Source organism: Nonomuraea sp. NPDC049400 (assembly GCF_044466425.1).
In the GTDB taxonomy this organism is placed as follows: Bacteria; Actinomycetota; Actinomycetes; order Streptosporangiales; family Streptosporangiaceae; genus Nonomuraea.
Window position 1 is genome coordinate 87,498 of record NZ_JBITMP010000008.1, and the last position, 23,152, is coordinate 110,649.

Genomic DNA, 23,152 nt, shown 5'->3' on the forward strand with positions numbered 1-23,152 from the left:
GCCCTCAGGCCAGGTCGGACGGGATGAGACTGTAAACGATCAGGTCTTCGCCGCCCAGTGAGGAGCGCGCGATCCCCTCGCGGACGAAGCCCGCCTTCTCCGCCACCCGCTGTGAGACCGCGTTGGTCACGGCCACGCGGAGCTGGAGCCGGCAGAAGCCGTGCCGCTCGAACAGCCAGCGCGCGATCGCCACCACGGCCTCGCCCGCATACCCCTTGCCGCGGGCCCACGGCGCCGTCATGTAGCCGACCTCGGCAGTCCGGTTGCTCCAGTCGAGGTCTCTGAGGTCCACGTTGACGGCGAAACGGCCGGTCTCCAGCTCTTCGACCGTCCAGCCGATCCCCGCGCCCTTCATCCGCATCCGTTCGGAGAAGTCGATGAACGCCCGCGCGTGCTCCTGCGTGTAGTCGCGCGGCACGCCGGTCCTGGCCTGCGTGAGAGGGTCGGCGGCGGTGGCCGCCAGGTCCGGCACGTCGGCGAGGGACGGCGCCCGCAAGAGCAGTCTCGCAGTACGCAGCTCCGCCTTGGGCAGGGCGACGGAGGGCACGCGGCTGTCCTGGCGCAGCAGGCCGAAGACGACCAGGTCGTGCGTCCCGTCCTCGTCCAGCACCGCGTCGCGCAGCACGCCCTCCCAGGTGAAGCCGGCTTTCAGCGCCACGCGGAGTGAGGCGAGGTTGTCCAGATTGGCGGTCAGGTCGATCCTGCGCAGCCGGGTGGCCGCGAACACCCAGCTCACCAGCCCGCGCACGGCCTCCGTGGCGAAGCCGCGGCTCCGGTAGAGGGGGTGCACTCCGTACCCGACCTCGGTCGTGCCCGCGCTCCACGAGGTCTTGAACAGGCTGATCGCGCCCACGACGAGCCCATCCGCGTCGGCCATGGCGAGGTGCAGGCCCTGTCCGGAGCGGCGCAGCTCGTGCACGCCGCTCGACAGCCACTGGTCGACGCCGGACGGCTTGACGGGCGCGCCGGGCGGGAGGAAACGGGCGCCGGACCGCACGATGGACCGGATCCTGGCGGTGTCCTGCGGGCCGAACGGCCGGAGCGTAAGCCGTTCGGTGGCGATGCTCACGTCGGGGTCGAACACGCTCGGCAGGGTACACAGTCGCGATGTTTGCCCACGAAAGCGGGGGTAGGGGCGCAATTGAGAGGAGTGAGGGGACTATGGAGCAACGTCGGAGCGACAAGCACGGTCCACGCCTGGACGACCAGCAGAAGCACGAGACCGAGGGCATGGTTCGCGGCGGGGGCACCACGCACGCCGAGGAGTGGAAGGAGCCCGAGGCCATGCCTGCGTCCGGCGAGGAGCCGAAGCAGTCGTACCCGCCGGGGCACGAGCCCGGCACCCCGTCAGGCATCACGCAACGGGGCGTCGACATCCGCAGCGACCTCGCGAAATGGCTGAGCGACGCTCATTGGCCCGCGTCCAAGGACGATCTGGTGGAGCACGCGGAGAACGCGGGCGCACCGGACCAGGTGGCGGACATGGTGCAATCCCTTCCCGACCGCCGGTACGCGAACGTGGCCGAAGTGGCCAAGGCCCTCGGTCTCGGCGTAGAGAAGCGGAGGTGGTGAGTGGTGCGGCTCGACTTCATCCGACCGCTGTACGAGCGGCCCGGTCCGTACGCGTCCGTCTACTTCGGCGCGTACACGGGGACGGAACGGGAGGCCCACTGGCGCGGCGTGCGCGACCCGCTCGAGGACGAGGCCGACAAGGCCACCCTGGAGGCGCTGGAGGAGGAGTCCCAGCGGCCCGCCCCCGGGCGGGCGATGTTCGGCACGCACGGCGACGTGGTGCTGTCCGAGGCGCTCCCCCGGGCGCCGTACGAACTGGCCAGATGCTCGCCGTTGCCGCACGTCACGCCCATGCTCATGATGCGCGGCGAGAACGTCCCGCACCTGCGGGTGATCGTGGACCACGCCGGGGCCGAGCTGACGGTGTTCGGCGGCGGGTCGCCGCGCAGGGCCGTCGTGGAAGCGGCTGACTGGCCGCTGCAGAAGACCGCGCAGGGCGGCTGGTCGCAGAAGCGGTACGAGCGGGCGGTGGACGAGGCCTGGGAGAAGAACGCCGTGGCCGTCGCCCGCGAGATCGACGAGCAGGTCCGCCGCATCGGCGCGGAGCTCGTCCTGGTCGCGGGCGAGCCGAAGTCCCGCTCGTACCTGCTGCACCACCTCGGGACCAAGTCCGCCGACCGCGTCATGATGGTCGAGCACGGCAGCCGCAACAACCACGGGCAGTTCGAGGAGGACGTGGAGCGCGCGCTCGACCAGTGGCTCGACCGCAGGCGCGCCGAGCTGCTGGAGCGGCACCAGGAGATGTCCGGGCCCGTCGGGATGTCCCGCGTCGCGCAGGCGCTGCGCGAGGGCCGGGTGCACGCGGTGCTCACGCCCGGCGAGCTGCCGAATCCCATCTGGATCGGCGAGGGCGGCACCCAGCTCTCCACCGACCCGAACGAGCTGCAGCGCTGGGGCGTGGACGAGCCGGTCAAGGAGCGCGCGGACGCGGCCCTGGCCAGGGCCGCCGCGATGACGGACGCGGAGCTGTGGTTCTCCGACGCCGTCAAGGACGTGGCGGCCGTGCTCAGGTACTGATGATCACCTCGAGGGTACGGGGGCCGTGCACGCCCTCGACCCGGTTCAGCTCGATGTCGCTGGTGGCCGACGGGCCGCTGATCCAGGTGAGCGGGCGCGCCGGGTCGAGCCGGGCGACGGCCTCCGGCACCCCGGCCACGATCTGGTCGGCCCGCACCACGCACAGGTGGTAGTCGGGCACCAGCGTCTGCGCCCGCGTGCCCTGGCCGGGGCCGTGGTCGAGCACGATCGTGCCGGTCTCCGCGATGGCCACGGCACAGTACGTGATCACTCCGTCTGCCGTGCTCAGGTCGGTCCAGCCGCCCTCGCGATCGAAGCCGTCGGGCACGATCATGCGGCGGTCCGCGACGCTTTCGTCGATCTTGGCGGGCACCTCGGCGGCGGGGAGCACGTGCACGATGGCCCGGTAGTCGTCCACCCGCTCGGCGAACAGGCCCACGAGGTCCGCCCCCTGCTGCGCCGTCCGATAGTTCCGGGGAATCTCGACGTCCTCGGCCCCGGCGACGGCCTTGCCGATCCTGGCGAGGATCTCCTCACGCGCGCTCATTCCGCTCCCACCAGTCTCTGAAGGATTCTTCCGGAATTTCCGGCAAGTCCCTGGTGTCCGTCCACGCCGACAGCGGCCCTGGCAGACGTTTCGGTACGAGCCCGCGCAGGCGGGACGCCGCGCGCTGGGCCTTGGCGAGCCGTTCGTGGTCGTTGAGAATCCAGCCCGCCACCTTCATGCCGGCCCGCTCGGCCGCCGCGTGCGGGGCCTTGGCCCGCAGGTCCACCAGGACCTCGGGGATGTCGATGGCGACCGGGCAGGCCTCATAGCAGGCGCCGCACAGACTGGAGGCGAACGGCAGCGAAGCGTCCAGGTCCGACGACATGCCTCTGAGCTGCGGGGTGAGGATCGCGCCGATCGGCCCCGGGTAGACCGAGCCGTACGCGTGGCCGCCCGCGCGCTCGTACACCGGGCACACGTTCAGGCAGGCCGAGCAGCGGATGCAGCGCAACGCCTGGCGGCCCACCTCGTCGGCGAGCACGTCCGTGCGGCCGTTGTCCAGGAGCACCAGGTGGAAGTCCTGGCCCTCGACGGCGCCCGTCCACATGCTCGTATAGGGGTTCATCCGCTCGCCCGTGGAGCTTCTCGGCAGGAGCTGGAGGAACACCTCCAGATCCCGCCACGAGGGCAGGAGCTTCTCGATCCCGACGACGCTGATGAGCGTCTCAGGGAGGGTCAGGCACATGCGGCCGTTGCCCTCCGACTCCAGCACGACCAGCGTGCCCGTCTCCGCGACCATGAAGTTGGCCCCGGAGATCGCGACCTTGCTCTTGAGGAAGCGTTCGCGCAGGTGGAGCCGGGCGGCCTCGGCCAGGGCCGGCGGGTCGTCGGTCAAGTGCGGGGGGACCTTGGGCATCTTGTTCAGGAAGATCTCGCGGATCTCCGACCGGTTGCGGTGGATCGCCGGGACCAGGATGTGGCTGGGGAAGTCGTCGCCGAGCTGGACGATCAGCTCGGCCAGGTCCGTCTCGTACGCGGTGATCCCCTGCTCGGCCAGCGCCTGGTTGAGCTCGATCTCCTGGGTGGCCATCGACTTGACCTTGACCACCTCCGTCTCGCCGGTGGCCTTGACCAGGCCCGCGACGATGGCGTTGGCCTCGGCGGCGTCCCTGGCCCAGTGGACGGTCCCGCCTGCCCTGGTCACCGCCTCCTCGAGCTGGATCAGGTAGCGGTCGAGGTTGCGGAGGGTGTGGTCCTTGATCGCCTTGCCGGCCGCGCGGAGCTCCTGCCAGTCAGGCAGCTCGCCGACGACGCTCGCTCGCTTGCCGCGGATGGTGTGAGTGGCTTTGCGGAGGTTGTAGCGAAGCTGCGAGTTCTGTACGGCTTCAGCGGCGTTCTTCGGGAAATTTCCGGGCATGCCGAGGAAAGTCGCGCTCATTGGGCCTCCTCCGTGGATGCGAGGATCTCGGCCAGGTGCATCGTCCTGACGCCGGTCTTCTGGCGGCTCAGCGTGCCGCCGATGTGCATCAGGCACGAGTTGTCGGCCGCGCAGAGCACCTCGGCACCGGTGTCCAGGATGTTGCGGGTCTTGTCGGCGCCCATGGCCGCGGAGACAGCGGGGTTCTTGACCGCGAACGTGCCGCCGAATCCGCAGCACTCCTCGGCTCCAGGCAGCGGGACGAGCTCCAGGCCACGCACGTTCTTCAGCAGCCTGGTGGGCCGGTCGCCGAGGTGGAGGCCGCGGAGTGAGTGGCACGTCGGGTGATATGTCACCCGGTGCGGGAAATATGCGCCTACGTCGTCGACCTTCAGCACGTCGATCAGGAACTCCGACAGCTCGTACACCTTCGGCGCGACCTCCGCGATGGCCGCCGCTCCCCTGCTGCCCGGCTTGGCCAGCTTCGGATACTGCTCGCGAACCATGGCCGCGCACGACCCCGACGGCGCCACGACGGCGTCATGCCCGGCGAACACCTCGGTGAAGTGGCGGGCCAGCCGCACGCCCTCCTCCCGGTAACCGGTGTTGACGTGCATCTGGCCACAGCACGTCTGGGCGGCGGGGAAGTCCACGTCGCAACCGAGCCTGCGCAGGAGCGACACGACGGCCTTGCCGGTGCCGGGGAAGAGCGTGTCGTTCACGCACGTGATGAACAGGGCGACTCGCACGGCTCTCCTTCCACTCTATGGTCCGACCACAGTATGGTCAGACCATACCGAACCACATCCTTCCCGGCCACCATGAGGGGGCTCTGTTGGACGACAGCGGCTGGCGTCCGGTCAAGCGAACGCGGACGTTCGAGGACGTCCTCTCACAGATCGAGCGGCGCATCACCGAGGACGGCCTCACGGTGGGCGACCGGCTGCCCGCCGAACGCCAGCTCGCCGAGCAGCTCGGCGTCAGCCGCTCGTCGGTCCGCGAGGCCATGCGCGTGCTGGAGACCCTCGGCGTGGTGTCCTCGCAGGTGGGGAGGGGGCCTGACGCGGGAGCCGTGCTCACCTCGCGCCCCGACACGGCACTGTCGGACCTGCTCAGGCTGCACCTCGGCCTGGCCAGCCTGGAGATGCGCGAGGTCATCGACACCCGCCACATGATCGAGCAGTGGGCCGCCGCCCACGCCGCCTCCGCACAAGCCGACACATCCGCGCTCGCCGCCGCTCTTTCCGGGATGGACGCGGCGAAGTCCGCGGAGGAGTTCGTGGAGCACGACACGGCCTTTCACTGCGCGATAGCGGACGCGTCGGGCAACCGGCTCATCGCCGCCATCATGCGCTCGCTCCGGGACTCGATGCGGAGATACTCGGTCGAAGCGGTGCAGCGCCTGGGCGACACGTCGATCCTGCGCGCCGACCACGTACGCATCCTCGAGGCCATCGACCGCGGCGAGGCGGACGAGGCCGCCGAGGCGGTCTCCGAGCACCTGGCACACGCCTACCCCTCGCTGTTCGATCACTGACGCATGTCGGCCTGCCGGCAGGCGGCGCCCGAGCAGGTCGTCATCGCGGTCAGCCGCCCCTCGAGGTTGGCCAGGAGGGCGGGATCGGCGCTCGCGGCCAGATTGTGCAGCTCGTCCGGATCGGCATGCAGGTCGTAGAGCTGCTTCTCGCCCGTCTCGTACCGAACATAGGCGTACTGATCCGTACGCAATGCCTGATAGTTGGGCACCGGGGTCTGGGCGGCCGAGGCCTGGTTGGCCGGCCTGGTGAACTCGACCAGCACGTTCCTGCGCCACTCCGACGGCGGCCGGCCCATCAGCAGGGGCACCAGCGACCGCCCCTCCGCGAACGGCGGCGCGGTGGCCCCGCCCAGCTCGGCGAAGGTCGTCGCCAGGTCCACGGTCGAGCCCAGCCGGCTGATCATGGAGTTCGCCTTGATGCCGGGTCCGCGGACGACCAGCGGGATCCTGATCGCCTCCTCGAACGGGGTGGTCTTGCCCTGCCTGAGCCGATGCGTACCGAGATGGAAGCCGTTGTCCGAGGTGAAGAAGATGTAGGTGTTGTCCAGCTGGCCGGCCCGCTGGAGCGCCGACACCACGGCGCCGACGAGGTCGTCCACGCCGAGCATGGCCCGCATCCTGGCGCGGTAGCGCTCGTCGATCTCGTCGATGCCCTCCTGCGGGATCGCGGGCCTCTCGCGCAACCAGAGCGGCTCGGCGCTCACGTCCGCCTGGTTGAACGAGGGCGTCCGCGGTGCCGTGGCCCCGGCGAACGCGTTCGCGTGCCGGACGGCGGGGTTGGCCGGGTTGTGCGGGCCGATCGGCGCCAGGTACAGGAAGAACGGCTCCCCCGTCGAGCCCGCGATGAAGTCGGCGGCCTTGCGGGCCAGCACGTCCGACAGGTAGTCCTGCTCGGTCCAGCCGTAGTCGAACAGGGCCCCGTTCTCGTTGAGCCGGTAGCCGTACTCCTCGTAGAGGTCACGGACCGGCACGTCCCATTCGTCCCACCCGGGCGGCACGAAAGCCTCCTCGGCCGTCGCCCCGGGGTAGTGATTGAGGTATTTGCCCATCAGCGCCGTGCGATATCCGGCCTGCTGCATCCAAGCCCCAACGGTGGAACGTTCCAGACCAAGCTCGTGAAAGCGATCAAAGCCCCCTTCTGGCGCGGTGTTGGTCAGAACGCCATGGCTGTGGACGTACTGGGAGCGCAGGATCGACGACCTGGACGGGCAGCACCAGGAGTTCGTCACGAAGAACCGGTCGAACGAGGCGCCCTCGCGTACGAGGTGCTCGGTGATGTTCGGGAAGTACGGCAGAGTCCCCGCTTCGAGGTCGTCGGCCAGCACAAGCACGATGTTCGGCCGGGGCTTGCCCTCGGCCGTCGTGGTCCCGGCTGCCAGCTGGAGGAGGAGCAGAAGGCAGGCGAGACGACACAGACCTTTGATCACAGACTGTCACTTCCCCGGAAGATCAACCATTGACACGTTGAGCTGCCGCAGCGGTAATAGAACTTAATTCCGGAGGTGTCACATGAAACTCGGCCTGAACCTTGGCTACTGGCAGCGCCACGCTGACGACGCGACCGAGTCGGTGCTGGCGGCGGAGCGGCTCGGCTACGACTCGGTGTGGACGGCCGAGGCGTACGGCAGCGACGTGTTCACACCCCTGGCCTGGTACGGAGCGCGTACGAGCCGGATCAAGCTGGGCACCTCGATCGCCCAGATGTCGGCCAGACCGCCCGTCACGACGGCGATGACCGCGATGACCCTCGACCACCTCACGGGCGGCCGCCTGCTGCTCGGCGTGGGCGCCTCGGGCCCGCAGGTCGTGGAGGGCTGGTACGGCCAGCCGTTCGCCAAGCCCCTGGCCAGGACCCGCGAGTACATCGAGATCATGCGCAAGGTCTGGCGCCGCGAAGAGCCGGTCACCAGCGACGGCCCGCACTACCCGCTCCCGCTCGCGGGCGGCCTGGGCAAACCACTCAAGCTCATCACGCATCCGCTCCGCCCGGACATCCCTCTCTATCTCGGCGCGGAAGGGCCCAAGAACGTCGCCCTGGCCGCCGAGCTGGCACAGGGCTGGCTGCCGCTGTTCGCGTTCCCCTCCAAGATCGAGGAGATGTACGGCGAGGCGCTCGCGGACGCTCCCGAGGGCTTCGACGTGGCGGCCATGGTGATGGTGGTGATCTCCGACGACGTGCGGGCCGCGCTGGACGGCGTGAAGATGATGCTCACGCTGTACATCGGTGGCATGGGGGCCAGGCACCGCAACTTCCATGCCGACATCATCGGCCGGATGGGCTACGCCGAGGCCGCGGAACACATCCAATCGTTGTACCTTTCCGGCCGGAAGGACGAGGCGTTCCGGGCGATCCCGGACGAGTTGGCCGACGGCATCTCGCTGGTCGGCCCGCCGGGGCGGATCAAGGAACGTCTTGAGCTCTGGCACAAGAGCCCCGTCACGAGCCTCCTGGTCATGGGCCCGCGCGACGAGCCCTCGCTGAGGCTCATCCGCGACCTGGTCCTCGGCTGAGCCCCGCGAGTCCGGCCCGCGCCAGGGGGAGGCGGTCGCTCTTCGGCGCCGGTCTAGCCGGTGCGGCCGATCGGGGTGGAGCCCGGCGCCGGGTGGGGCTGCTGGGGCGAGAAGGTGTGCACGGTGCCGGGCTCGGCGGCCCGGGGAGCGCGGGCGGTGCACTGCAGCCGCGTCAGCTCGCGTACCGTGGCCGCGCACAGCAGGGCGGCCAGCGACAGGCAGGCCAGTTCCAGAACCCCCACCCCCGTCAGGCCGCCGCCGGACGAGGCGAGCGGGACCCGGATCGTGACCAGCGCGAGCGTGCCGAGCCAGCTCAGCCACCACGCCGCCAGCAGCGCCACCCACCGCCCCCGGCGTCCCGCGGGCGGTCTGATGCCGTGCCACAGCTCGTCCACCAGCACCACGGGCGCCAGCAGGTTGACACCGGGGATCAGCCAGGCGGCGGCCACGGGACCGGAGGTGGCCGAGCGGTCGTTGGCCTGCCTGGCCCGCACGAGCCAGGTCACGTAGGCGGCGGCCGCCGCTATCGAGGTGCCCGCCACCAGCATCAGGAGCACCGCGAACACCGTCACCGCCCCCACCACGGCCTCCGCTTCGGCCCCCTGCGGGCGGCCCCCGAAGGCGGCGAGCTGGGCGGCGAGGTGACGGCCGCGGGTGTGTTCGAAGATCACGAGGGCACCGAGGGAGAGGACCTGGGCGGCAAGCGTCACATATACGGCAGAGGCGGCTCTCGTCGGTGGTACCTGGGCGTAGCGCACGTTGTTCTCCCCCCGGGCCATGCGCTGAGGTTCTGATTCACTTGTATCCCGGGAGCCCCGTTGTTAATCAGCTCACGACGCCGGATTCCCACGCCCAAGCTGCGATTTCAACTCGATTGCGGACACCGAGCTTGGCGAAGATGCTCCCCAAGTGCGTCTTCACGGTGGAAAGCGACACGAACAGCTCCGCGGCCACCTCCTGGTTGGTGCGGCCCCTGGCTATCAGGCGCACGACGTCCAGCTCGCGGTCGGTCAGCGGGTCGTTCATGGAAGGCGCGGCCCGCTTGGGCTGAGCCAGGTGCTGCAGCAGCCGTACCGTCACCGAGGGCGACACCAGGGCGTCGCCCGCCGCGGCTGCCCTGACCGCCTCGATCAGCAGCGTGGGCCCGCTGTCCTTGAGCAGGAAGCCGGTCGCGCCGGAGCGCAGGGCTCCGTACACGTACTCGTCCAGGTCGAACGTGGTGACGATGACCACCCGCAGCGGGTTCTCCACCCCGGGACCGGCCAGCGCCCGGGTCACCTCCAGCCCGTCGAGCTTGGGCATCCTGATGTCGAGCAGGCATACGTCCGGCCTGAGCCGCCTGGCCTCGGACACCGCCTCCGCGCCGTCGGCCACCGCGGCGACGACCTCCATGTCCGGTTGAGCGTCCAAAATCATCTGGAAGCCGGTTCGTACCAGTTGCTGATCGTCGGCGATGAGAACCCGAATAGTCACGGCTCTTACTTTAAGGATCAGCCGTTCGGCCGAGGCGGAAATGGTCGCACGGCCGATCCGCCGCCCCCTGCCCGGCCGGAAGTCTGTACGGCATGAACGATGTGCTTGTTGGAAGGGCCCTGACCAAGAGGTTCGGGCAGACGGTCGCCCTGGGCGGCGTGGACATCACGGTACGGGCCGGCGAAGCCGTGGCGATCATGGGGCCGAGCGGTTCCGGCAAGTCGACCCTGCTGCACTGCCTGGCCGGGATCATGAAGCCGGACGCGGGCGAGGTGCACCTGCTCGGGCAGCGCATCGACGCGATGGGTGAGCGCAAGCGCAGCGCGCTGCGCCGCACCCGCTTCGGCTTCGTCTTCCAGTTCGGCCAGCTCCTGCCCGAGCTGCCCGCGGAGGAGAACGTGGCGCTCCCGCTCATGCTGGGCGGGGTGCCGAGGGCCCAGGCGGTACACGAGGCGCGCGAGTGGTTCGCGCCCCTCGGCCTGCACTCCATGGAGGCCAGGCGGCCGGGCGAGCTGTCCGGCGGGCAGGCCCAGCGGGTGGCCATCGCGCGGGCGCTGGTCAGCAAGCCCGCCGTGGTGTTCGCCGACGAGCCCACGGGCGCGCTCGACCAGCAGACCGGGCAGGACACGATGCGCCTGCTCGTGGAGGCGACCAAGCACAACGGCGCGTCCCTGATCGTCGTCACCCACGACCCGAACGTGGCCGCCTGGTGCGACCGCACGGTCGAGGTCCGCGACGGCAACCTCCTCGCGGTGAGCGGGGCACGCGCGTGAACCTCGACCTGACCTGGCGGCTGCTCAAGGGCGGCGGACGCAAGGGAATGCTGGGCACCTGGCTCACGCTGGGCGCCGTCGCCGTGGCCACGGCGCTGCTGCTGTTCGCCGTGGCCGCGAACTACGCCTTCGAGGCCAGGGGCGAGCGCGGCGCCTGGCGCAACCCCGTACCTGCCAAGGAGGGCGCGGTCGCGATCGAGGCGGCCCGTTTCGACTTCGTCGGCGAGCAGGCGATCACGGTCGTCGACCTGGCCGCGCTCGAGGCCGGGGCGCCCCCGCCGCCCGGGCTGCCCCGCTTCCCCGCTCCTGGCGAGGTGTGGCTGTCCCCGGCGCTGGCCGAGCTGGCCAGGCAGCTCCCGGCCGACCAGCTCGCCAAGCGCTACCCCGCTCCCAAGGGCGTACTGGGCGATGAGGCGCTGGTCTACCCGGGCGAGCTGGTCGCGGTCGTCGGCCACAAGCCGGACGCGCCCGAGATGACGGCCGCGCGCAGCGACGACTGGATCATCGGCAAGGGGCCGGCGCGGGTGGCCAGTCTCGCGGGCGCCCCGTCGGAGGACTCCGAGGCGTACCGCGCGCTCACGCTCGTCGCGAGCGTGCTCATGGTGGTGCCGCTGCTGGTGTTCGGCGGCGCGGCGGCCCGGCTCACGGTCGCCAGGCGCGACCAGCGGCTGGCGACTCTCCGGCTGGTGGGCGCGACGCCGGGGCAGGTCGTCGGCATGACCGTGACCGAGGCGGTGATCGTCGCGCTGGCGGGCGCGCTGCTCGGCACCGTCGGCTACGCGCTCGCCGCGCCGCTGCTGGCCCGCATCGCGATCGGGGGCGGTGGGTGGTTCGTCTCCGACCTGTTCCCCTCCCCGCTGATCCTGGCCGCGGTGCTGGTGGCGGTGCCGCTGCTGGTGGGCCTGTCCGCCGTGGTGGGGCTGCGGCGGGTCGTGGTGAGCCCGCTCGGGGTGGCCAAGCGTGAGACGCCGCCCGGCATGCGGTTCGTACGGGTCCTCGCGCTCGTGGCCGTGCTGGCGGTGTTCCCGATGCTGACCAGGGGGACCAGCGTCGCGATCGTGTCGGTGGCGCTCGGGCTGGCGTTCCTGTGCATCAATCTGGCCGGTCCGTGGGTGATCGGCATGATCGGCCGGATCACCGCCCGCAGTGCCCGGGCGCCCGCGCGGCTGCTGGCCGGCCGCCGGCTGGTCGACGATCCGCGCTCCGCCTGGCGCACGGTGAGCGGCGTCGCTCTGACCGGCTTCGTCGCGGGCTTCCTCGGCCTGCTCAGCCCGGCCGCGTTCGACGGCGACCAGGAGCCTGCCCAGCTGCGGGTCTCCGCGCCCGCCGCGCAGGCGACGGCCGTCGCGGACCAGGCCCGCGACCGGCTGCGGGCCGCGGGGGTCACCGCGACGGTGAAGGTCACCGGACGCTCCTCCGAACGCGTCGTGGTCGCCGCCCTGGGCAGCCACGCCGACCCGGCCACGGTCGACCGGGCACGCACCGCGCTCGCCGGGCTCGTCCCCGGACGTACTCCGACGACGGGGGCGGACGACCAGCGGTTCGGCAACCAGCTCCTTTCCGACGTCCGGGTGGGCACGGTCGTGGTGCTGTCGGTGTCGTTCCTGGTGGCCATCGCGAGCTCGGGGATCACGGCCGCGTCGTCCGTGCTGGACCGGCGGCAGACGTACGGGCTGCTGCGGCTGGCCGGCACGCCGCTGGAGGTGCTCGACCGGGCCCGGCGGGCGGAGACGCTCATTCCGCTGACGGTCATGGGGGGCGGGGCGATCCTGGTGGGGGTGTTCTGCGCGGTGCCGTTCATGATCGGCGGGATCAACGCGGTGGGCGTGCTCACGCTGGTGGGCTGCGTCGTCGTGGGCTTCGCCGGCGTGATCGCCGCAGGGGCGCTGAGCCGGCCCCTGCTCCGCTCGGTGACCGCCGACCCGGCCCCGCGCCCGGACTGACCGCCCGGACGCGCCTGCGGACCGCCTGCGAGGCGGCGCGTCAGGCCGCTGTGGGGCCGGAGCTGCCCGGGCTGGCGTGCCAGAGCCGCCCGGGCGGGGTGGTGATGGCGGGGCCGAGGTCGGAGTAGGGCGAGAGGCGGAAGCCGTTGGCGTACTCGATCTTGCGGCCCGTCACCCCCGCGGCCTTGGCCGGCGGCTGGGCGAGCAGGTAGCGGACCGCCTCGATGCCCTCCGACCGCCAGAGCGTGGCCAGGTCCGACAGGCTCCAGCAGTCCACCGCCCGCAGCGACACCGCCCGCGTCCCCGTGCGCCTGACCACCCCCTTGGCCACCATGAGCCAGGAGCCGAACACCGTCGCCGCGCACCGCCCCTGCACCGACTCGAAGAACGTCAGGTCGACCGGCCCCGTCGAGTCGTCGAGCGTGGTGAAGATGACCCGCTGCCCCGAGCGCACGGCAGGCGTCTGCGTGGCCACCTTGACCCCCGCGACCAGCACCCACGCTCCGTTGCGCTGCTTCAGCAGATCCCTGGAACGTACCACTCCGAGCCCGTCGAGCAGCTCGTCGTAGAAGCTGATGACGTGGCGGCTGATGTCGATGCCCAGGATCTCCAGCTCGGCCTCGACCATCTCCGTCTCCGTCATCTCGGGCAGCTCCCCCGGCGGCAGGTGCTCGGTGAAGCCCAGCGGGAGCTGCACCGACGGCTCCTCCACGCTGGAAGGCCGCGAGGTGTAGCGCCTGGAGGCGTACGCGCCCGGCCGCACGGCGATCGGCGAGCCCCGTTCGAGCGTGCCCACCTGGGCGATCAGGTCGCGGCGGGTCAGCTCGCCCGGACGCCAGCGGGGCCCGCCAGGGTGCAGGTCGTGGAGCGCGTCCAGCCCGCCGACCTGGACGATCCGCTCGATGGTCGGCCGGGAGGGCCGGGCACGGTCCCAGAAGTCGGCCAGCGACGTGTACGGCTGCCCCGCGATCATGCGTTCGACCTCGGCCTCGCTCACCCCCTTGACCGCCGAGAACGGCACCCGCAACGCGTACCCCTTGCCGATCTCCCCGATCTTGAACTCCCTGCGCACCGGGGAGGAGGCGCCCGCCAGCGAGGAGGGCCGCACGCGCAGCCCGAGCCGCTCCACCCGCCAGTCCTTGCCCGACTTGTTGATGTCGAGCGGCAGGATCTTGATCCCGCACTGCCTGGCCTCGTCGATGATGACGCGCGGCGGGTACATGCCCGGCTCGTGCGTGAGCACCCCGGCGAAGAACGCCGCCGCGTGGTGCCGCTTGAGCCAGGCCGACTGGTACGTGGGCAGCGCGAACGCCGCCGCGTGCGCCTTGCAGAAGCCGAAGGCCCCGAACGCGTCCAGCACCTGCCAGGCGCGCTCGACGGCCGCGTCGTCGAAGCCGTTGGCCCTGGCCATGGGCACGAACGTCTTGCGCACCAGCTCCCGCCCCTCCGGCGTGGCCAGCGTGCGCCGCAACATCTCGGCGAACGACAGGTCCCGCCCCGTCATCACCTCGATGACCCTGAGCACCTGCTCGTGGAAGACCACGACGCCGTGCGTCTCCTTCAGCGCGCCCCGCAGCCTCTCATGCGGGTAGTACGGCTTGCGCCACCCGTGCCTGGCCTCCAGGTAGGGGGTGACCATGTCGGAGTTGACCGGCCCCGGCCTGAACAGCGAGATGTCCACGATCAGGTCGTGCATCTTGCGCGGCTCCAGCTTGGCGACCAGCTCGCGCTGCCCCGGCGACTCGATCTGGAAGCAGCCGAGGGTGCGGCTGGCGCAGATCATGTCGTAGGTGTCCTCGTCGTCGTGCGGCACGTACTGGACCCCGAGGTCGTCCCCGCTCTGGGTGTCCAGCTCGACCACCACGTCGTCCACCCGCTTGATCTCGCTCAGCGCGTACGCCATCGCGGACTGCATCCGCACGCCCAGCACGTCGAGCTTGAGCAGCCCGGCCTCCTCCACGTCGTCCTTGTCGAACTGCGACATCGGGAAGTCCAGCATGCTCCGCTCCACCGGAGTCCTGTCCCGCAGGCCCCCGTTGCCGATCAGCACGCCGCACGGGTGCATCGCGATGTGCCTGGGCAGCCCGTCGAGCCTCTCCGCCAGCCGGAACACCCGGTCGAGCCCCGCCTCGCCGAGCCGGCTGTCGCGCAACTCGGGCAGGTCGTGCAGGGACGCGGTGATCTGCCTGGCCCTGATGTGCGGGAACGCCTTCGCGATGGCGTCGATCTCGTGCGGCGGCAGGCCCATGGCCCCCGCGACGTCGCGGATGGCGCTGCGCGCCCGGTAGGTCTCCATCATGGACACACAGGCGACGCGGGCCTCGCCGTACTGCTCGAAGATGGCCTTGTAGCAGTCGAGGCGGCGGGCCGACTCCACGTCCACGTCGATGTCGGGCAGCCCGACGCGGCCCTCCGACAGGAAGCGCTCCATGAGCAGGCCGTGGTCGAGGGGGTTCACCTCGCCGATGCCGATGAGGTAGTTGACCAGGCTGCCCGCGCCCGAGCCGCGGATGGCGCAGCGGACGCCCATGCCGCGGATCATGTCCGTGATGCCGGCGACGGCGATGAAATATCCGGACAGGCGCTTGCGCTCGATGATGGCCATCTCCTCCCTGAGGCGTCGCCTGGCGTCGCCGGAGCGGTCGAGGCCGCGTCTGATCAGCCCGTCCTCCACCCGGTGGCGCAGCAGCGGCACCGGGTCGCGGCCGATCTCGGGCAGGTGCAGGTCGGGCGGGTCGCTCCGGAGCGCGAGCAGCCCGTCCGGGTTCACCGAGCACGCCTCGGCCAGCCGCCTGGTGGTGAACAGCAGCCGCGCGACCCGCTCCTGGTCCGCGCCGCAGACCTTGGTCGCCACCTGCCGCATCTCCTTGGTGCTCTTGAGGTAGGCGTGGGAGGTCATGCGGTCCAGGTGGCGCGGGTGCAGCGGGACGAGCTGGCGGGCCGCGTCGAGCACGTCGCCGACCTGGTGGTCGGCCGGGTCGAGGTAGCGCACCGCGTTGGTCAGCACGGCGGGGACGCCCGTGGACTCGGCCAGGCCGAGCATGCGCACGGCCGTGGTGGCGTCGCGGAAGCCGTACTGGTCGACCAGCTCGATCAACACGCCGGGCACCGCGGCGCGCCAGAGGCCGAGCAGCGTCCTGGCGTGCTCGTCGCGCCGCTCGGCCACCGCGCGGCCCACGTCGGACCTGGGGCCGAGCAGCACCACGAGCCCGTCCTCTGCGCCGAACCCGTGATCCCCGCCCGGGCCTCCCGCCCACTCACCGATCAGCTCGCGGCTCACCCTGGGCGTGCCGCGCTCGGCCGCGTAGTGCGCGGCCGTGACCAGGCGGCACAGGCGGGACCAGCCCTTGGCGCGGGCCAGCACCGTGACGCGGTCCTCGGCGTCCGGCCCGGTCTTGGGACGCGGCGCGCGGCGCCCGGACATGTCAAGGCCGGGCACCCCGAGCCCCGGCAGCGGGGGCAGGGCGTCGAGCGCCAGGTTAACGCCGAAGACCGCGGAGATCCCGGCCTCCGCGCACGCCTGGGCGTGCTTGATCGCGCCGTAGAGCCCGTCGCGGTCGGTCAGGGCGAGGATGTCCATCCCGTGCTCGACCGCCCGGCTCACCAGCGCCTGCGGGAAGGCCGTGCCGAAGCGCATGGAGTACGCGGAGCACACGCTGAGGTGCGGGAACGGCGGCGCCATCAGTCCCACGCCCTCAGGAGCAGCCAGCCGTTGCCGGCGGTGTCGTAACGCAGCTCGTACGAGCCCACCTCGCGCCCGGGGCTGGCCTCCACCCGCCAGAACTTGCGCTCACCCGGATCGCCGTCGCCGGTCTTCCACCACTCGCGCGCGACCACCCAGTGGTCGAGGACCCGGCGGACGAGATAGAGCCGGTCGCGCCAGACGAACTGGGTCGGCTCCCCGTCCCTGGTCCACACCTCTATCGGATCGCCATAGAGTCTGCTCAAGACGCTTTCTCCCCGCGGCTCTGGTCGTATGCTGAGCCACCCGGGGGAAGACGGGTGCGCTTATAAGTCGAACATATGTTCTTACGGCTTCCAGCGCAAGTCATGTGCTGGGTCCGTCACCCCGGCTCCTTCCCTCACACGAGGGCGTACACGTCCACCTGCGAGGCTCGCGACGTATCGGTAAGCTTGCGCGGCGTGAGCGGTGAAACCTCCCACATTGGGCGCTACAGGTTACTTAGCGTGCTGGGGCGGGGCGGCATGGGCACGGTCCATCTCGCCGAGGACCCCGCCGGGCAGCGGGTCGCCGTCAAAGTGATCAACCCGGAGCTGACCCAGCACGAGCAGTTCCGCATGCGCTTTCGCAGGGAGGCCGACGCCGCCCGGAGAGTGCGCAGGTTCTGCACGGCAGCGGTGCTCGAGGCCGCTCTCGACGGCGACCAGCTCTACGTCGTCACCGAGTACGTGCCGGGGCCTAACCTCGAAGCGGCCGTGGGCCAGTCAGGCCCCCTGCGCGGCTCCAGCCTCGACGCGCTGGCCGTCAGCGTGGCCACCGCCCTGACCGCCATCCACGGCGCCGGGGTGGTGCACAGGGACCTCAAGCCATCGAACGTGCTGCTGTCGCCCGTCGGGCCACGCGTGATCGACTTCGGCATCGCGCGGGCGCTCGACACGCTGGGCGGCGTCACGGGCACCGGCGAGCTGGTCGGCACGCCCCGCTACATGGCTCCCGAGGTGCTGCGGGGCGAGCCGGTGTCCCCCGCCTGCGACGTGTTCTCGTGGGGGAGCCTGATCGCGTTCGCCGCCAGCGGGAGGGCGCCGTTCGGCGGCGACACGCTGCCCGCGATCGTCTATCAGGTGCTCAACGCCGAGCCGAACCTCGACGACGTCGATCCCGCCCTGCGCGAGCTGGTCAGGGCGGCGCTGCACAAGGACCCGGCCATGCGGCCCACCGCGCAGCAGCTGCTCGACCACCTCGTCGGGCGGTCGGCCGCGCCGGAGCAGGCGGCGCAGACCGTGCAGGTGGCCTGGCAGCAGGCCACGACGGCGTACACGTCCGTCCAGCAGCCGTCCAAGGGCGGCCGCGCCAAGCTGATCGCCGGGATCGCCGCGGCCACGGCGGTGCTCGTGGCCGGGTCCGTGGCCGCGTGGGCGGTGTTGGCCCCCAGCGGGCCGCCCGACGACCTGGGCGTTCTCTACCGCGAGGACTTCACGCAGACCTCCGGCGGCTGGACCGGCACATACGACCCCGACGCCTCGGCCAGCTACGGATACCGGACGGACGGAACATACGGGCTGGATGTCGAGAAGGGATCGGAAGAGCGGTGGGCGAAGGCCCCCATCCCCTTCCTCATCGCCAAGCCGACCGGCACGCCCAACCCCTCGGCCACGCCCACGCCGATGTTGCCGTCGTCCGTCGTCGTCGCCGTCACCGCCGAGGTCAAGAGGCACACCGGCACCGGCGAGTACGGCGTGTACTGCCACAACGTGGATGATGACGACACGTACTACGAGTTCGCCCTCGACACGACGGGGAAGGCCAGGATCCGGCGCATCGTGGACGGCGCCGGCGGCACGCTGGCCCAGCCGGTGCAGGTGGACGGGCTGCCCGGCAAGGCCCGGCTGGTGGCGTCGTGCGAGCAGGTCGGATCGGCCGTGCGGCTGACGATGTGGGTGAACGACCAGCAGGTCCACCAGGTGGAGGACCCGAACGGGCTCGGGAACGGGTATGTGGGGCTCTTCGCCCGTACGCCGAAGGACGAGAGGTCGATGCTGAAGACGACGTTCGACGACTTCGAGCTACGCGGCCAGAAGGAACCCTAGAGGACCCCCGCGCGGGCGGCGGCCAGCGCCGCGTCGGCGGCGCGGTCGGCGTCCTGCTCGGTCACGGGCTCGTGCGCCACGAACAACCGGTAGTAGACGGGCGCGACGGCGACCCTGATCACCTCCCTGACATCCACGACGTCAGGGAGCTCGCCGCGCCCGATCGCCCGCCGTACGACCTCCGCCGACTGGTCGTGCCGGGCCACGAAGAAGTCGTGCAGCGCCCGTGCCGCGTCGGGATCCTGCACGGCGGCAGCCACGAACGCCGACGAGACAGGACCCAGCTCCGGATCGTCGAACCCGCTCCGCACGAGCTGGACGATGCCCCGCAGGTCGCCCTCGATGGAGCCGGTGTCGGGCACGGGCCACGGCTCGTCCCTGGCCAGCTCGAGCGCGTCGGAGATCAGCCCCGCGACGCTGCCCCAGCGCCGGTAGACGGTCGTCTTGTGCACGCCTGACCGCTCGGCCACGTTCTCCATGGTCAGACCCCGGTATCCGTGCTCGGCCAGCTCGGCGAGCGTGGCCTGGCGTACGGCGTCGCGAACCCGCGCGCTTCGCCCTCCCGGGCGCTTCGTCGATGACAAAAACTACTCCAGTTGCGTTAGCGCCTATCCTTATGGCACACTAACGCTACAACAGTTGCGATTGGAGTTCCATCCTGATCCACCTTCGAAAGGTTTCCAAGTCGTACGGCGAGCGGGCCGTGCTCGCCGACGTGTCCATGTCCGTGCGGCCCGGCGAGCGCGCGGGCATCGTCGGCGAGAACGGCTCGGGCAAGTCGACGCTGCTCCGGCTGCTGGCCGGGGTCGAGCCACCCGACGACGGCGAGATCGCGGTGGCCGACGACCTCGGCTACCTCGGCCAGACGCTCGAGCACACGGTCCAGCAGGCCGTCGACGCCGCCCTGGCGGGTCTGCGCGCCATGGAGCGCCGGATGCGCGAGCTGGAGTCGGCGCTGACCGACGACGTCATGGACGAATACGGCGAGCTGACCGCGTACGAGCTGCGGGGCGGTTACGAGGCGGACGCGCGGGTGGACAAGGCGTTCCGCGGCCTGGGGCTGTCCCACGTGGGCCGCGACCGGCGGCTGTCGCGGCGCGCTGGTCATGGTGTCGCACGACCGCGCGATCGTCCGGCGCTTCCGGGGGACCGAGATCACGATGGCAGGGGGACGCATACTTTGAGCCGCACCAGACCGACCAGCGAAGGACCGCAGATGTTGACCATGATCGACGGAGGATCTCCGTACGGCGTCGCCACCGGACCGGACGGGGCGCTCTGGTTCACGCTCGTCCACGAGGGGCGCGTCGGCAGGATGTCGCCCGGCCGGCAGCCCGTGATCCATCAGCTCGATCCGGCGGACGGGCAGCCCACCGTGATCACCCCGGGAGCCGACGGGGCGATGTGGTTCACGGAGGGGAAGGGCGGCCGGGTCTCCCGGATCACCGCCGACGGGCAGGTGACCTCCTACGAGGCGGACTCGCCGTACGGGATCGCCGCGGGGCCGGACGGGGTCATGTGGTTCACCCAGATGCAGACCGGCAGGATCGGGCGCATCGGGCCCGGTGGGGAGCGGGCGGAGTTCGAGGTGCCGGTGGAGGGCGGCATGCCCGCCTTCATCACCGCCGGGCCGGACGACGCCCTCTGGTTCACGATCAACCAGGGCAACGCCATCGGGCGCGTGTCGCTGACGGGAGAGGTGAGCGTCCACCCGCTCCCCACGGAGGGCGCCGCCCCGGTGGGCATCACGCTGGGGCCGGACGGGGCGCTCTGGTTCGTGGAGATCGGCGCGGGTCAGGTGGGCCGGATCGACACTTCCGGAAAAATCACCGAATACCCCCTTCCTGACCGGGCCGCACGGCCGCATGCGATCATCACCGGTCCCGACGGCGCCCTGTGGTTCACCGAATGGGCCGTCGGCCGCCTTGGCCGCATCACCACCGACGGCGCCGTCGAGGAGCACCCGCTGCCGGCCGAGCTCGGTGACGGCGCCACGCGGCAGGCGGAGCCTCATGGGCTGACGGTCGGGCCCGACGGGGCGATCTGGGTGGCCCTGGAGGCGGGCGCCCTGGCCAGGATCGGCTGACCGGCCGCGGCTGCAGGGCGATCGACCCCGCCCCGGGTGGAATGATCCGGCAGCCGCGGAGTTGACTATGGGTATGCATGCCATCATCGTCTCCGCCCAGGGCGGTCCAGAGGTTCTCGAATACGTCGAGCGGCCCGACCCGGTCCCCGGCGAGGGGGAAATCGTGGTCGACGTCGCCGCGAGCGGTGTCAACTTCATCGACATCTACCACCGCTCCGGCGCGTACCCGCTCAACGTGCCCACCCCCATCGGCTCCGAGGGCGCGGGCACCGTCTCCGCCGTCGGGCCAGGGGTGCAGGGGGTGGCCGTGGGCGACACCGTGGCCTGGGCCAACGTCCTGGGGAGCTACGCCGAGAAGGCCGTGATCCCGGCCGATCGGGCGGTGCCCGTGCCCGGCGGCGTCCCTGCCGACGTGGCGGCGGCGGCGATGCTCCAGGGGATGACGGCCCACTACCTCACCCACTCCACCTACGAGGTGCGGGAAGGGGACGAGGTGCTCGTCCACGCCGGAGCCGGCGGCATGGGACAGCTGCTCATCCAGCTCGCCAAACTCAGGGGCGCCAGGGTCCACACCACCGTCTCCACCGCCGAGAAGGAGAAGCTGGCCCGGGAGGCGGGGGCCGACGAGGTGCTGCGCTACGACGACTTCGTGGCGGCGCTGCGCGGCAAGATCGACGTCGTGTACGACGGTGTCGGGAAGGCCACGTTCGAGGGCGGGCTGGAGGTGCTGCGTCCGCGCGGCCTCATGGCCCTGTACGGCGCCGCCAGCGGCCCCGTCCCCCCGATCGATCCGCAGATACTCAACAAGCACGGCTCGCTCTTCCTCACCAGGCCCTCGCTCGTCCACTACATAGCCGAGCGGGCCGAGCTGCTCCAGCGCGCCGCCGACCTGTTCGGGTGGATCGCGGCGGGACAACTCACCATCAACGTCTCGCACCGCTACCCGCTCGCCGAGGCGCGGCAGGCGCACGAGGACCTGGCGGCCCGCCGCACGACAGGGAAACTTCTCCTCATACCCTGACCGCATGGACATCGCAGGATCAGTCTGGTCGTTCGCCGCCGTAGTAGCCCTTCTCACGCTCACCCCCGGCCTCGACACGGCCCTCATCCTGCGAACGTCGGTGCTGGCGGGCAGGCGGCCGGCCTGGGGCGTGACGCTCGGCATCCAGGCCGGCACGCTCATCTGGGGCGTGCTCACCGCGGCGGGGCTGTCGGCGCTCCTGTCCGCCTCCCGGCTCGGCTACGAGATCCTGCGCTGGGCCGGGGTGGCGTATCTGGTGTGGATGGGCCTGCGCATGATCCTGGCCAGGCAGGCGGCGCACGACGAGCCGGAGCAGGCCGTGCGGTTCATGAGCGGCTTCACGCGAGGCCTGGTCACGAACCTGCTCAACCCCAAGGTCGGGGCGTTCTACGTGGCCATGCTGCCGCAGTTCATCCCGGACGGGGCGCCGCACGCGCTCATGGGGCTGCTGCTGGCCGGCGTGCACGTGGCCGAGGCGCTGCTGTGGAGCGTGGTGCTGATCGGGTTCGCGTCGTTGATGAGCGGCTTCCTGCGCTCGCCCACCGTACGGCGCGCCCTCGACCGCCTGACCGGCGTGGTCATCGTCGGCTTCGGCATCCGCCTCGCCGTCACGGACTGAGGCCGGCGACCCACGCCGGCCGGCCGCCCCCGTCCGTCACCGGGCAGGTCAGGCAGCGTGCGGATGGCTTTGCTTCCGGGGCGCGGCAACGAGAGGGTGGGTTGCGTGGAGACGGCGTACGTGCTCGGCGGCGGGGGTGTGCTCGGCGCGCACGAGGTGGGCATGCTGCAGGCCCTCGACGAGGCGGGCATCAGCCCCGACCTCGTCGTGGGCACGTCCGTGGGCGCGCTGAACGGGGCGGTCATCGCCGCCGCCCCTTCCGAGGCGGTCGCCCGGCTGGTGTCCTTGTGGCGCTCCGATGCCGTGCGTACGGCGTTCGCCGGCTCATGGGTGGCCAGGTTGTCCACGCTGGCCAGGACCGGCACCCATCTGCACCCGATCGGGCCGTTGCGCGATGTTCTGAGCGAGACCGTGCCGATCTCTCAGATCGAGGACCTGGAGGTGCCCTTCCAGTGCGTGGCGGCCTCGGTCGAGCGGGCCGCGGCGCACTGGTTCGCGGAAGGGCCGCTGGTGGACGCGGTGCTGGCGTCGTGCGCGGTGCCGGGGCTGCTGCCGCCCGTCGTGATCGGCGGCGAGCACTTCTACGACGGGGGGCTGGTGCACAGCATCCCCATCAGCCGGGCCGTGCGGCTCGGGGCCAAGCGCGTCTTCGTCCTGCACGTCGGGCGGATCGAACGGCCGCTGTCGCCGCCCAGGCGGTTCTGGGAGGTGGGCATGGTGGCGTTCGAGATCGCGCGCAGGCACCGCTTCGCCGAGGACATGGCCAGCCTGCCGCCAGGGGTGGAGGTGCACGTGCTGCCCGCGGGCGTGACCCGGCCGCTCTCCACGCTGCGCTACCGCGACATCTCGCAGATCTCCGCCTGCATCGAGCGGGCCTACACCGCCTCTTCGCACTATCTGCGGAACAGAGGAGGATGAGAGGTAGAC

The 23,152-nt window shown here is 71.2% G+C and carries 21 protein-coding genes; 11 read left to right on the forward strand and 10 right to left on the reverse strand.

Annotated elements, in window-relative coordinates; all coding sequences use genetic code 11:
* Positions 1–4 precede the first annotated feature (4 nt).
* Positions 5–1,084 (reverse strand): GNAT family N-acetyltransferase, encoded by a 1,080-nt coding sequence (locus ACIBVN_RS14060; RefSeq protein ID WP_397136144.1) that lies wholly within the window; start codon positions 1,082–1,084, stop codon positions 5–7.
* Positions 1,085–1,161: 77 nt separating this feature from the next.
* On the opposite strand from ACIBVN_RS14060, the gene ACIBVN_RS14065 reads away from it, so the two are divergent.
* Both ACIBVN_RS14065 and ACIBVN_RS14070 read left to right on the forward strand, forming a co-directional pair.
* Positions 1,162–1,572, forward strand: coding sequence for a DUF2795 domain-containing protein (locus ACIBVN_RS14065; RefSeq protein WP_397136146.1), 411 nt, complete (start codon positions 1,162–1,164; stop codon positions 1,570–1,572).
* Positions 1,573–1,575: 3 nt separating this feature from the next.
* Positions 1,576–2,589, forward strand: a complete 1,014-nt coding sequence (locus tag ACIBVN_RS14070; RefSeq protein WP_397136148.1) for a Vms1/Ankzf1 family peptidyl-tRNA hydrolase — start codon at positions 1,576–1,578, stop codon at positions 2,587–2,589.
* Here the strand turns inward: ACIBVN_RS14070 and ACIBVN_RS14075 are convergent.
* The 3 genes from ACIBVN_RS14075 to ACIBVN_RS14085 are packed head-to-tail and all read right to left on the reverse strand — an operon-like array spanning position 2,579 to position 5,242.
* Positions 2,579–3,136: a lactate utilization protein C gene (locus ACIBVN_RS14075; RefSeq protein ID WP_397136150.1), complete on the reverse strand. Its 558-nt coding sequence runs from the start codon at positions 3,134–3,136 to the stop codon at positions 2,579–2,581. The genes ACIBVN_RS14070 and ACIBVN_RS14075 overlap by 11 nt on opposite strands.
* Positions 3,123–4,514, reverse strand: a complete 1,392-nt coding sequence (locus ACIBVN_RS14080) for a lactate utilization protein B (RefSeq protein WP_397136152.1) — start codon at positions 4,512–4,514, stop codon at positions 3,123–3,125. Before ACIBVN_RS14080 ends, ACIBVN_RS14075 begins: the two co-directional genes overlap by 14 nt.
* A complete protein-coding gene (locus ACIBVN_RS14085) occupies positions 4,511–5,242 on the reverse strand; it encodes a (Fe-S)-binding protein (protein WP_397136154.1) in 732 nt (243 codons plus the stop codon). The genes ACIBVN_RS14080 and ACIBVN_RS14085 overlap by 4 nt, the downstream gene beginning before the upstream one ends.
* 86 nt (positions 5,243–5,328) lie before the next feature.
* Between ACIBVN_RS14085 and ACIBVN_RS14090 the strand changes: the two genes are divergently transcribed.
* Entirely contained in the window at positions 5,329–6,030 is a 702-nt protein-coding gene (locus ACIBVN_RS14090) for a FadR/GntR family transcriptional regulator (RefSeq protein WP_397136156.1), read from the forward strand.
* Here ACIBVN_RS14090 and ACIBVN_RS14095 read toward each other — a convergent pair.
* A complete protein-coding gene (locus tag ACIBVN_RS14095; protein ID WP_397136158.1) occupies positions 6,024–7,457 on the reverse strand; it encodes a sulfatase in 1,434 nt (477 codons plus the stop codon). The two genes, ACIBVN_RS14090 and ACIBVN_RS14095, sit on opposite strands and share 7 nt — an antisense overlap.
* 82 nt (positions 7,458–7,539) lie before the next feature.
* Between ACIBVN_RS14095 and ACIBVN_RS14100 the strand changes: the two genes are divergently transcribed.
* Positions 7,540–8,541: an LLM class F420-dependent oxidoreductase gene (locus ACIBVN_RS14100; RefSeq protein WP_397136160.1), complete on the forward strand. Its 1,002-nt coding sequence runs from the start codon at positions 7,540–7,542 to the stop codon at positions 8,539–8,541.
* Positions 8,542–8,594: 53 nt separating this feature from the next.
* Here ACIBVN_RS14100 and ACIBVN_RS14105 read toward each other — a convergent pair whose 3' ends face one another.
* Both ACIBVN_RS14105 and ACIBVN_RS14110 read right to left on the reverse strand, forming a co-directional pair.
* A complete protein-coding gene (locus ACIBVN_RS14105; RefSeq protein ID WP_397136162.1) occupies positions 8,595–9,320 on the reverse strand; it encodes a DUF4328 domain-containing protein in 726 nt (241 codons plus the stop codon).
* Between the two features lie 46 nt (positions 9,321–9,366).
* Positions 9,367–10,014, reverse strand: coding sequence for a response regulator (locus ACIBVN_RS14110; protein WP_397136164.1), 648 nt, complete (start codon positions 10,012–10,014; stop codon positions 9,367–9,369).
* A 92-nt stretch (positions 10,015–10,106) separates the two neighbouring features.
* Here ACIBVN_RS14110 and ACIBVN_RS14115 point away from each other — a divergent pair, with 92 nt between their 5' ends.
* Together ACIBVN_RS14115 and ACIBVN_RS14120 are read left to right on the forward strand one after the other, a co-directional pair.
* Complete coding sequence (locus ACIBVN_RS14115) at positions 10,107–10,787, forward strand: ABC transporter ATP-binding protein (RefSeq protein ID WP_397136166.1); 681 nt, start codon at positions 10,107–10,109, stop codon at positions 10,785–10,787.
* On the forward strand, positions 10,784–12,730 hold the full coding sequence (locus tag ACIBVN_RS14120) for an FtsX-like permease family protein (protein WP_397136168.1): 1,947 nt from the start codon (positions 10,784–10,786) through the stop codon (positions 12,728–12,730). The genes ACIBVN_RS14115 and ACIBVN_RS14120 overlap by 4 nt, the downstream gene beginning before the upstream one ends.
* A gap of 40 nt (positions 12,731–12,770) precedes the next feature.
* Here the strand turns inward: ACIBVN_RS14120 and ACIBVN_RS14125 are convergent, their stop codons facing one another.
* Both ACIBVN_RS14125 and ACIBVN_RS14130 read right to left on the reverse strand, forming a co-directional pair.
* Positions 12,771–16,412: a DNA polymerase III subunit alpha gene (locus ACIBVN_RS14125; protein WP_397136614.1), complete on the reverse strand. Its 3,642-nt coding sequence runs from the start codon at positions 16,410–16,412 to the stop codon at positions 12,771–12,773.
* Positions 16,412–16,678 carry a DUF6504 family protein gene (locus ACIBVN_RS14130; protein ID WP_357617581.1) on the reverse strand — a complete coding sequence of 89 codons (267 nt, stop codon included), beginning with the start codon at positions 16,676–16,678 and terminating at the stop codon, positions 16,412–16,414. Before ACIBVN_RS14130 ends, ACIBVN_RS14125 begins: the two co-directional genes overlap by 1 nt.
* A 195-nt stretch (positions 16,679–16,873) precedes the next feature.
* Here ACIBVN_RS14130 and ACIBVN_RS14135 point away from each other — a divergent pair, with 195 nt between their 5' ends.
* A complete protein-coding gene (locus ACIBVN_RS14135) occupies positions 16,874–18,499 on the forward strand; it encodes a serine/threonine-protein kinase (RefSeq protein WP_397136171.1) in 1,626 nt (541 codons plus the stop codon).
* Here the strand turns inward: ACIBVN_RS14135 and ACIBVN_RS14140 are convergent.
* A complete protein-coding gene (locus tag ACIBVN_RS14140) occupies positions 18,496–19,083 on the reverse strand; it encodes a TetR/AcrR family transcriptional regulator (protein WP_397136173.1) in 588 nt (195 codons plus the stop codon). The two genes, ACIBVN_RS14135 and ACIBVN_RS14140, sit on opposite strands and share 4 nt — an antisense overlap.
* Before the next feature lie 119 nt (positions 19,084–19,202).
* Between ACIBVN_RS14140 and ACIBVN_RS14145 the strand changes: the two genes are divergently transcribed.
* From ACIBVN_RS14145 to ACIBVN_RS14160, 4 genes are all read left to right on the forward strand, one after another.
* Positions 19,203–20,585, forward strand: coding sequence for an ATP-binding cassette domain-containing protein (locus ACIBVN_RS14145; protein ID WP_397136175.1), 1,383 nt, complete (start codon positions 19,203–19,205; stop codon positions 20,583–20,585).
* 73 nt (positions 20,586–20,658) lie between these two features.
* The gene (locus tag ACIBVN_RS14150) at positions 20,659–21,606 is read left to right on the forward strand and encodes a quinone oxidoreductase family protein (protein ID WP_397136616.1); all 948 of its coding nucleotides are present in this window, start codon (positions 20,659–20,661) and stop codon (positions 21,604–21,606) included.
* Between the two features lie 4 nt (positions 21,607–21,610).
* Positions 21,611–22,225, forward strand: coding sequence for a LysE family translocator (locus ACIBVN_RS14155; protein ID WP_397136177.1), 615 nt, complete (start codon positions 21,611–21,613; stop codon positions 22,223–22,225).
* Positions 22,226–22,330: 105 nt separating this feature from the next.
* Positions 22,331–23,143: a patatin-like phospholipase family protein gene (locus ACIBVN_RS14160; protein ID WP_397136179.1), complete on the forward strand. Its 813-nt coding sequence runs from the start codon at positions 22,331–22,333 to the stop codon at positions 23,141–23,143.
* The last annotated feature ends 9 nt before the right edge of the window (positions 23,144–23,152 follow it).

What these genes read in the sequence shown, in the direction of transcription:
- ACIBVN_RS14115 (WP_397136166.1), top strand. Translation starts at nt 10,107, where the DNA reads ATGAACGATGTGCTTGTTGGAAGGGCCCTGACCAAGAGGTTCGGGCAG.
- ACIBVN_RS14065 (WP_397136146.1), top strand. Translation starts at nt 1,162, where the DNA reads ATGGAGCAACGTCGGAGCGACAAGCACGGTCCACGCCTGGACGACCAG.
- ACIBVN_RS14075 (WP_397136150.1), bottom strand. Translation starts at nt 3,136, where the DNA reads ATGAGCGCGCGTGAGGAGATCCTCGCCAGGATCGGCAAGGCCGTCGCC.
- ACIBVN_RS14100 (WP_397136160.1), top strand. Translation starts at nt 7,540, where the DNA reads ATGAAACTCGGCCTGAACCTTGGCTACTGGCAGCGCCACGCTGACGAC.
- ACIBVN_RS14150 (WP_397136616.1), top strand. Translation starts at nt 20,659, where the DNA reads ATGCATGCCATCATCGTCTCCGCCCAGGGCGGTCCAGAGGTTCTCGAA.
- ACIBVN_RS14105 (WP_397136162.1), bottom strand. Translation starts at nt 9,320, where the DNA reads ATGGCCCGGGGGGAGAACAACGTGCGCTACGCCCAGGTACCACCGACG.
- ACIBVN_RS14080 (WP_397136152.1), bottom strand. Translation starts at nt 4,514, where the DNA reads ATGAGCGCGACTTTCCTCGGCATGCCCGGAAATTTCCCGAAGAACGCC.
- ACIBVN_RS14125 (WP_397136614.1), bottom strand. Translation starts at nt 16,412, where the DNA reads ATGGCGCCGCCGTTCCCGCACCTCAGCGTGTGCTCCGCGTACTCCATG.
- ACIBVN_RS14155 (WP_397136177.1), top strand. Translation starts at nt 21,611, where the DNA reads ATGGACATCGCAGGATCAGTCTGGTCGTTCGCCGCCGTAGTAGCCCTT.